The 8,272-nt window shown below is 62.5% G+C and carries 9 protein-coding genes and 1 pseudogene; 9 read left to right on the top strand and 1 reads right to left on the bottom strand.

Translation table 11 applies throughout. The features are described from left to right. The 9 genes and pseudogenes from ACZYOF_RS40580 to ACZYOF_RS40540 form a co-directional block, all read left to right on the top strand. Positions 1-1,501, top strand: a pseudogene (locus ACZYOF_RS40580) (VirB4 family type IV secretion/conjugal transfer ATPase); the annotation flags it as partial. Beyond that, complete coding sequence (gene trbJ, locus ACZYOF_RS40575; protein WP_463719256.1) at positions 1,473-2,270, top strand: P-type conjugative transfer protein TrbJ; 798 nt, start codon at positions 1,473-1,475, stop codon at positions 2,268-2,270. The pseudogene ACZYOF_RS40580 and the gene trbJ, both read left to right, overlap by 29 nt. Further along, entirely contained in the window at positions 2,267-2,452 is a 186-nt protein-coding gene (gene trbK, locus ACZYOF_RS40570; protein WP_394567566.1) for an entry exclusion protein TrbK, read from the top strand. The genes trbJ and trbK overlap by 4 nt, the downstream gene beginning before the upstream one ends. Before the next feature lie 14 nt (positions 2,453-2,466). Beyond that, on the top strand, positions 2,467-3,627 hold the full coding sequence (trbL, locus tag ACZYOF_RS40565) for a P-type conjugative transfer protein TrbL (protein WP_463719255.1): 1,161 nt from the start codon (positions 2,467-2,469) through the stop codon (positions 3,625-3,627). A gap of 43 nt (positions 3,628-3,670) precedes the next feature. Continuing rightward, positions 3,671-4,333, top strand: a complete 663-nt coding sequence (locus ACZYOF_RS40560; protein ID WP_463719254.1) for a conjugal transfer protein TrbF — start codon at positions 3,671-3,673, stop codon at positions 4,331-4,333. Between the two features lie 17 nt (positions 4,334-4,350). Beyond that, on the top strand, positions 4,351-5,190 hold the full coding sequence (trbG, locus tag ACZYOF_RS40555; protein ID WP_463719253.1) for a P-type conjugative transfer protein TrbG: 840 nt from the start codon (positions 4,351-4,353) through the stop codon (positions 5,188-5,190). A gap of 2 nt (positions 5,191-5,192) precedes the next feature. Continuing rightward, on the top strand, positions 5,193-5,645 hold the full coding sequence (gene trbH, locus ACZYOF_RS40550; protein ID WP_455998261.1) for a conjugal transfer protein TrbH: 453 nt from the start codon (positions 5,193-5,195) through the stop codon (positions 5,643-5,645). A gap of 10 nt (positions 5,646-5,655) precedes the next feature. Beyond that, a complete protein-coding gene (trbI, locus tag ACZYOF_RS40545) occupies positions 5,656-6,960 on the top strand; it encodes an IncP-type conjugal transfer protein TrbI (protein ID WP_463719252.1) in 1,305 nt (434 codons plus the stop codon). Between the two features lie 50 nt (positions 6,961-7,010). Beyond that, positions 7,011-7,169: a hypothetical protein gene (locus ACZYOF_RS40540; protein WP_463719257.1), complete on the top strand. Its 159-nt coding sequence runs from the start codon at positions 7,011-7,013 to the stop codon at positions 7,167-7,169. A gap of 359 nt (positions 7,170-7,528) precedes the next feature. Here ACZYOF_RS40540 and ACZYOF_RS40535 read toward each other — a convergent pair. Further along, positions 7,529-8,272: amidohydrolase (locus ACZYOF_RS40535; protein ID WP_463719251.1), on the bottom strand; the 744-nt coding region annotated here is incomplete at its 5' end.

Raw genomic sequence — 8,272 nt, 5'->3', positions numbered from 1 at the left:
AGGATGCGGCCGCCATGGTGGCTGAGACCGAGGATGCGATCGCGGAAGCCTCTTCGCAACTCGTCGCCTATGGCTATTACACGCCGGTCATCGTGCTGTTCGACGAGAGCAGCGCGCGCCTGCAGGAGAAGGCCGAGGCCGTCCGTCGCCTGATCCAGGCTGAAGGTTTTGGCGCGCGCATCGAAACGCTGAACGCGACCGAAGCGTTCCTCGGCAGCCTGCCGGGCAATTGGTACGCCAACATCCGCGAGCCGCTCATCAACACCCGTAACCTCGCCGACCTGATCCCGCTCAATTCGGTGTGGTCGGGCAGCCCGACCGCGCCATGCCCGTTCTATCCTCCGGGCTCCCCGCCGCTGATGCAGGTCGCATCCGGCTCCACACCCTTCCGGCTGAACCTGCATGTCGACGACGTCGGCCATACCTTGGTGTTCGGGCCGACGGGCTCCGGCAAGTCGACGCTGCTCGCACTGATCGCAGCGCAGTTCCGGCGTTATGCCGGCGCGCAGATCTTCGCCTTCGACAAGGGCCGCTCGATGATGCCGCTGACGCTGGCCGCTGGCGGCGATCACTACGAGATCGGCGGCGATGACCCGGACGGCGCGGCGGCGCTCGCGTTTTGTCCGCTATCGGACTTATCGACGGACACCGATCGGGCCTGGGCGGCGGAATGGGTTGAGACGCTCGTCGCCGTGCAAGGCGTCCTGATCACGCCCGATCATCGCAACGCCATCTCGCGGCAGATCGGCCTGATGGCCGAGGCGCGCGGACGATCGCTGTCGGATTTCGTGTCGGGCGTGCAGATGCGCGAAATCAAGGATGCGCTGCATCACTACACCGTCGACGGTCCGATGGGTCAGCTGCTCGATGCCGAGAGAGATGGCCTGCAACTCGGGTCGTTCCAGACCTTCGAGATCGAGCAGCTGATGAATATGGGCGAGCGCAACCTCGTCCCGGTCCTGACCTATCTGTTCCGGCGAATCGAGAAACGGCTGACCGGCGCGCCAAGTCTGATCATTCTCGACGAGGCCTGGCTGATGCTCGGCCATCCCGTCTTCCGCGACAAGATCCGCGAATGGCTGAAGGTGCTGCGCAAGGCCAATTGCGCCGTGCTGCTCGCCACGCAATCGATCTCGGATGCCGAGCGCTCCGGCATCATCGATGTGCTGAAAGAGAGCTGCCCAACGAAGATCTGCCTGCCGAACGGCGCGGCGCGTGAGCCCGGCACGCGCGAATTCTATGAGCGCATCGGCTTCAACGAGCGGCAGATTGAGATCGTCGCGACCGCGGTGCCCAAGCGCGAATACTACGTCGCTTCGCCAGAGGGCCGCCGCCTCTTCAACATGGCGCTCGGCCCTATCGCGCTCTCCTTCGTCGGCGCGTCCGGCAAGGAGGACCTCAGCGCATCCTGACGCTGAAGAAGGCCGATGCCAATTGGCCCGTTCACTGGCTCAAGGAAAGGGGGATCGGCCATGCCGAGACGCTTCCCGCCGATTTGTAGGGCGCTCATCGTCGCCACCATCATCGGACTACCCGCCGTGGGTCCGGCATTGGCCGGCGCCGCGGCCGGCGGCTCCACCGAATTCACGCAGATCCTTAACAATGGCGAACTGGTGAGCCTCGTCGGCCAGTCCACGACGCAGATCAACAACCAGATTCAGCAGATCTCGCAGCTCGCCCAGCAGATTCAGAACCAGCTCAGGATCTACGAGAACATGCTGCAGAACACGGCCCAGTTGCCTTCGCATGTCTGGGGGCAGGTGGAGAACGACCTCAAGCAGTTGCAGAACATCGTCAACCAGGGCCAGGGCATGGCGTTCTCGATGGGCAACATCGACGACGTGCTCAAGCAGCGCTTTCAGAGCTACGCGCAGTTCAAGACCAATCTGCCAAACGGCGCGAGCTTCGGTTCGACCTATCAGACGTGGTCGACGACGAACCGCGACACGATCTCAAGCACGCTGCAGGCGGCGGGTCTCACCTCCCAGCAGTTCGCGACCGAGAGCTCGACGATGGCGCAACTCCAGACGGCCTCCGAGAGCTCCGACGGACAGATGAAGGCGCTGCAGGTCGGCCATGAGATCGCCGCGCAAGAAGTCGCCCAGATGCAGAAACTACGGGGTCTCGTCGCGCAGCAGACCACGATGATGGCGACCTGGTTCCAGTCCTCGCAGGCGAGCAAGGATCTGTCGCAGGCCCGCCGCGAGCAGTTCTTCAAGGCAACAGCGCCAACGACCACCGGCGGCCAGACCATGGAGCCCCGTTGGTGAGACCGTCCACGATCATCATCGTCGTTATCGCGATTGGCGCCTGCGCTGCAGGGGCCTGGCTGGTCTTCGCGCCGCGCGCGCCGGTGCCGGCACGGGGCGCGGCATCGCGCGCAAGCGACTTCTTCAAACCCCCGCAGGACTACAAGACGTCCGGCGGCCAGCAGATGAAACCGCGTTGGTAGAGGAGGGGGCGGGGATGCGTGGGATTAAACCAGGGCTCGCTCTGATCATTGCGATCGGCATTGTCGTGGCTGCGCATCCTGCCTTGGCGCAGCAGGACGGCAGCGTTCTCACGACGCTTCAAAATTCGGTGACGACCGCCGCGAAGAGCTGGCAGACGACCGTCATGCAGGCGGCCAAGTCGTTGTTCTGGATCCTCGCTGGCATCGAGGTCGGCCTTGCCGCGGTCTGGCTCGCCATTCAGACCGCAACCCTCGATGCGTGGTTCGCCGAGATGGTGCGGCGGGTCATGTTCATCGGCTTCTTCGCCTTCGTGCTCGATCAGGGACCGAATTTCGCGAAAGCGGTCGTCGACAGCCTCTATCAGATCGGTGCTGGCGGCGGCTCGGCATCGCCCGCGGATGTGTTCAACGCGGGTCTCAAGGTCGCCTCCGCGATGTCGCATAACGCGCAGTTCGGCCTCTTCCAGGACAATGCGCTGGCGATTGCCTCAGTATTCGCGATGGTGATCGTGGTGATCTCCTTCTCGCTCGTTGCGGCGATCTTCGTGGCGGTGATGGTCGAGATGTATGTCGGTCTGCTCGCCGGCATGATCATGCTCGGCCTCGGCGGCTCGTCCTTCACCAAGGATTTTGCCATCCGCTATCTGGTCTACGCGTTCTCCGTCGGCATGAAGCTCATGGCGCTGGTAATGATCGCCAAGATCGGGTCCGACGCCTTGCTGAACCTCGCCAACCAGACGGGCACCGGCAACGACGCCTTTGTCGGGACGCTGGCGATCGGTGGCATCTCCGTCGTCGTCTTCATCATCTCGATCTACGTGCCGAATATCGTACAAGGCGTCGTGCAGGGCGTCTCCGTCGGCAGCGGCATGGAAGTGGTGAAGCATGCGGGACAGGCGGCGAGCTTCGCGGCTGGCGGCGCCAGCCTCGCCCTGGGAGGCGCGAGGGCAGGGGCAGCCGGGTTCAGCGCCGCGCGTGCCGACGGCGCCTCGTTTGGCGCAGCCGCCCTCAAGGCCATGACGCAAGGCATCGGCTCGGCGGGCGGCGCGCTCGCCTCCGCCGCGCGCGACCAGGCCATCGGCGCGCCAGGCTCCTTTGGTACGTCGACGCTCGGCCTCGCCAACGCCAAGCTCGATCAGCGGCGCTCGCAGCGACAATCGACTGGAAAGACTTGAACCGATTCAACCCAATAGGTGATCAGTGGAGACCCTTTCTCGAATGGCCGCGCGCAATCCGCCCGACAACCCCTATCTCGCCGCCCGACAGGAATGGAACGAGCGCTACGGCTCCTACGTAAAAGCGGCCGCGACGTGGCGCACCATCGGCATTGTCGCCATGGTGATGGCGGTGATCGGCTTCGCCTACGCGTTGTTCCAGAGCACGCAGGTCAAGCTCGTCCCGTATATCGTCGAAGTCGACAAGCTTGGGACCGCCTTGAGCGCCGGCTATCCGCAGCAGATCGAATATGCGGATCCGCGGGTGGTGCGCGCGACGCCCGGAAGCTTCGTCTCGAACTTCCGATCGGTGACGCCCGATGCGGTCGTGCAGAAGCAATATATCGATCGGACCTACGCGCTGCTGCGGACCTCCGATCCCGCCACGCAGAAGATCAATGATTGGTTCCGGAGCAACTCGCCGTTCGAGAAGGCCAAGACGACGACGGTCGCCGTCGAGGTCAACAACATCGTCGCTCTGTCCAACCAGTCCTATCAGATCGACTGGACTGAATTCGAGCGCGACAGGAAAGGTAAGGAAACCGGCGAGCACCGCTTTCGCGGCATCGCCACTGTCACGCTGACTCCGCCCCAGGACGAGCAGACCATCCGGCTCAATCCGATCGGTCTCTACCTGCGCGATTTCGACTGGACGGCGCAACTATGAAAGGGGCGGGGACGCCGATGCACCCAAACATGATCAGACTTCATACATGCGTTGTTCTCGCGGCATCCGCCTTCGGCTTGCTGCATGCCAATGTCAGCGCACACGCGCAGGCAATGAACGCCAAGGAGCGAAAGGGCACAAGAATTTCGAGCCAGTGGCGCGGATCGACCGGCCTTGTGACGCGCGGAAAGGACGGCAAGGTCGTCTTCCTGTTCGGCGAGGTCCAGCCCTCCGTCGTCTGCTCGCCGCTCGAGGTCTGCGACATCGAGCTCGAGGCCGGTGAGGTCGTGCGCGATGTGCTGGTTGGCGATACCGTACGCTGGAAGGTCGAACCGGCGACGTCCGGAGCGGTCGGCGGACAAGCCATCCACCTGATCGTCAAACCGTCGGAGCCAGGGCTCGTCACCTCGATGGTGGTGACGACCTCGCGGCGAACCTATCACATCCAGCTCAAGTCGAATGCGACCCAATACATGGCGCGCGTCGGCTTTGAATATCCGGAGGATGTCAGCGGCCGGCTCGCGGATGTCAACGCGCGTATTGGCACTGAGGTGATTCCGGGCGCTGGCGTTCCCGCCGAGCAGTTGAGCTTCGCCTACAGCGTGAGCGGCAGTGCGTCCTGGCGGCCGACGCGGGTCTACAGCGATGGCGTGAAGACCTACATCCAGTTTCCATCGTCGCTCTCGGGTCAGGACGCACCGGTCCTGTTCGTCGTGTCGGGCGGTCAGAACCGCATCGTCAACTATCGGCTGAAGGGTGACATGATGGTGGTCGACTATCAGATCGACACCGCCATTCTGGTCTCCGGCGTTGGCTTTTGGAACCAGGACAAGGTGACGATTCGGAGGGGAGGCTGATCATGCGGCAGGTCTCCTCGATGCCTCGGCTCGTCCTTCTCTCCCTGCTCGGCCTGCCGCTCGCCGGATGCACCTCGTTCGGCGGCGGCGCCCTGGTGGCGAGCTCGGCGCCATCAGATCTTTCCGGTCCCGCGGCTTCCGCGATCGCCGGCGACATGGTGACGAAATTCGCGGAGCAGGTCGGGCCCGGCTCTGGCACCATCATCCTGAAGCCCGACGGCACGCCCTTCGGCCAGGCGCTGGAGACGTCGCTCAAGAGCTGGGGATATGCGGTCGCGACCGATCAGAAGACCAAGGGCGAGAAGACCATTCCACTCGCCTATGTGATCGAGTCCTACAACGGTCAGGTCCTGGCGTGCTTGTCGACCGGCAGCGTCGAGCTCGGCCGCGCTTATAGCGCAACCGCCGCTGGCGCATCGCCGGCCAGTCCGCTCTCCGTTATGCAGCGCGGGTAAAGGGGTCATCATGGCGCAATCGCTGAAGCTCGGCGGCGCTCCGGAGGGCGAGGGGAGAGGAATCCGCCGCCTGAACCGGCTGCCGATCATTGTCGCCATCGTGCTGGTGATCGTGTTCTTCGCCGTCATCTTCTACGGCTTGACCTCGCGCGGTCTGTACTTCCGTCGCGAGGCCGGCATCGACACCGCGTCATCGAACCCGGCGTCGACCTATGCCGATCAACTCAAGAAAGGCGTCCCCAACGGCATCATCGGCGACCAACAGGAGGCACAGACATTCCAGCCGGCGCCGCCGCAGCCCGAAACACCAAAGCCCCCAAACAATCCTTTCTCCGGCCGACAACGGACTGAGGCGCCGACCGGCTCGCAACTCGAGTCGGAAGCGTTGTGGCGCGCGCGCCTCGAGCACGAGGAGCATGAACAATATCTGCGCGAACGGCAGCGCCAACGTATGGCCCGCGTGCAGGCGAACGATGCCGCCTACGATTCCCCACTCGCCGTCAATCTCAGCAAGCTGCAAACATCAAATACAACGGCCAGCAATGCGGCGACCCCGTCAAAGACGACGACACCCGGTCTTGCACGCGGTGCGTCGGACCTTTATGCGGGGGCGCTTCGCGCCGGCTTCGGCATCCAGAACATCGACCCGAACGGGCAAGCGGCGAAAGAGGATTTCTTCAACGCGGATCTCAAGAAGCTCGGCTACCTTCCCAACAAGGTGGTCGCGCCGACATCCGCCTACGAATTGAAACGCGGCTCCGTCATTCCAGCGACGCTGATCACCGGCATCAATTCCGACCTTCCCGGACGCATCACCGCCCAAGTGAGCCAGAACGTCTACGACAGCGCGACCGGCCATCAGCTGTTGATCCCGCAGGGCGCCAAACTCCTGGGACGGTACGATTCCAAGATGTCGTTCGGGCAAAGCCGCGTCCTTGTGGTCTGGACTGACATCATCTTCCCGAACGGCGCGACGTTGCAGATCGGAGGCATGGCCGGCATGGACGCGGAAGGCTATGGCGGCTTCAATGATCAAGTCGATAATCATTATTTCCAGGTGTTCGGCTCGGCGATCCTCATTGCCGCGATCGGTGCGGGCATCGATATGTCGGTGCCGGCGAGCTCGCCGTATTCATATCGGCAGACACCCGCAGATGCCGCGCGAAACAGCTTTGCCGAGACCTTTGGCCGGGTCGCCGAACAGACGATTAGCAAGAACCTGAACGTCCAGCCCACACTGGAGATTCGACCGGGCTATGTGTTCAACGTGCTCGTCGACCAGGACATGGTCTTTCCGGGCGCTTATCGCGGATAAGGCTGTGAGGATGAACGATACGTTACCGTCATTACCGGATAAGACTACGGGTGGCCAATCATTCCAACAGCAAGAACCTGGACGACGCGCAGCCAGCTACAGCGGACTGGATGCAAGCTGGACGAATGCAGTTGCCGAAGGTCATCGCAGGTGTCAGATTCAACGACGGCATCGAGGTCATCCAAATGCCGGCAAACCACGCCGCCTGATCACCTCATCACCCAAAATTCCGCATAGCTCCTGGCTCAGTCCCAGAAGCATTTTCCCGTCGCGAGGAGATCGGGTCGTGAAGGTCGCGCCGGTCTTTGGAGGGGTACCAGTTGCCGCCGATCCAAAGAGTGCTGCCGGTTTGACACCGGACGGGTAGCAGTTTGTCCGTTTCAGTGGAATTCGAGGAGCTCAATTCCGATGCGATAACACTGCTCGGTGATACACTGAGTGTCATGTGTTGACCGCTTCAAGCGCTAGCTTTGCGACCGCGGCAAACCAATTCGCCGCGGTTGGAAGGATCACGTCGTTGAAGTCATAGCCTGGATTATGGAGCGCGCGTCCCCACAGTTCTTCACCGTTACCAATCCACGCCATCGCTCCCGGCTTTCGGCAGAGAAAGTTCGAGAAATCTTCGCCGTGCAAGGCTTGGTTTCGCATTACGCAAGACTGGCGCTCCGATCGCTTCTCCTGCGCGTGCCGCCACTGCTGCCGATCGAGCGTCATTGACGGTTGGCGACACTGTTCTTCTGATCGCAAGCTTGGCGTCCACGCCAAAGGTGGTGGCAACTCCTCTGCAGATGCGTTCGATTTCACTTTCAATGCGATCGCGGACAGCGGTGGATAGAGTGCGCATCGTACCGCCCAGTATCACGCTCTCGGCGATCTGATTGAAGGCGACGCCCATCGACAACGTCGTGATGCTGACGACAGCCTCCTGAGGATCAATCGCGCGAGCGGCGATCGACTGGATGGCTGTCAGAAGGTGCCCCGCGGCCAGCAGCGTGTCGCGGGTCTGGTGTGGCATAGCCGCATGTCCGGCCTTGCCCTTGAGGTCAATGGCGATCCTTCCGCCAGCGGCCATCACGGGACCGCGAGCGACGGCTAGAGTTCCAAGGGGCAGTCCCGGCCAGTTGTGGTAGGCAAAGAAGTCGTCGATTGGGAAGCGCTCGAAGAAGCCATCCGCGATCATGGCATTCGCACCGATCGCCGTTTCCTCGACCGGCTGAAAGATAAACCTGATCGTACCAGTCCAGTTTTGATCCTGTGCAAGCAGATAAGCGCCACCGATAAGCGATGCCGTATGCCCATCGTGCCCGCATGC

It is taken from the genome of Bradyrhizobium sp. LeoA1Lang, assembly GCF_055413685.1.
The sequence above is the reverse complement of the archived record's forward strand: the minus strand, read 5'-3'. Positions and strand labels throughout refer to the sequence as shown.

What these genes read in the sequence shown, in the direction of transcription:
- trbJ (WP_463719256.1), top strand. Translation starts at nt 1,473, where the DNA reads ATGCCGAGACGCTTCCCGCCGATTTGTAGGGCGCTCATCGTCGCCACC.
- trbL (WP_463719255.1), top strand. Translation starts at nt 2,467, where the DNA reads ATGCGTGGGATTAAACCAGGGCTCGCTCTGATCATTGCGATCGGCATT.
- ACZYOF_RS40560 (WP_463719254.1), top strand. Translation starts at nt 3,671, where the DNA reads ATGGCCGCGCGCAATCCGCCCGACAACCCCTATCTCGCCGCCCGACAG.
- trbG (WP_463719253.1), top strand. Translation starts at nt 4,351, where the DNA reads ATGCACCCAAACATGATCAGACTTCATACATGCGTTGTTCTCGCGGCA.
- trbH (WP_455998261.1), top strand. Translation starts at nt 5,193, where the DNA reads ATGCGGCAGGTCTCCTCGATGCCTCGGCTCGTCCTTCTCTCCCTGCTC.
- trbI (WP_463719252.1), top strand. Translation starts at nt 5,656, where the DNA reads ATGGCGCAATCGCTGAAGCTCGGCGGCGCTCCGGAGGGCGAGGGGAGA.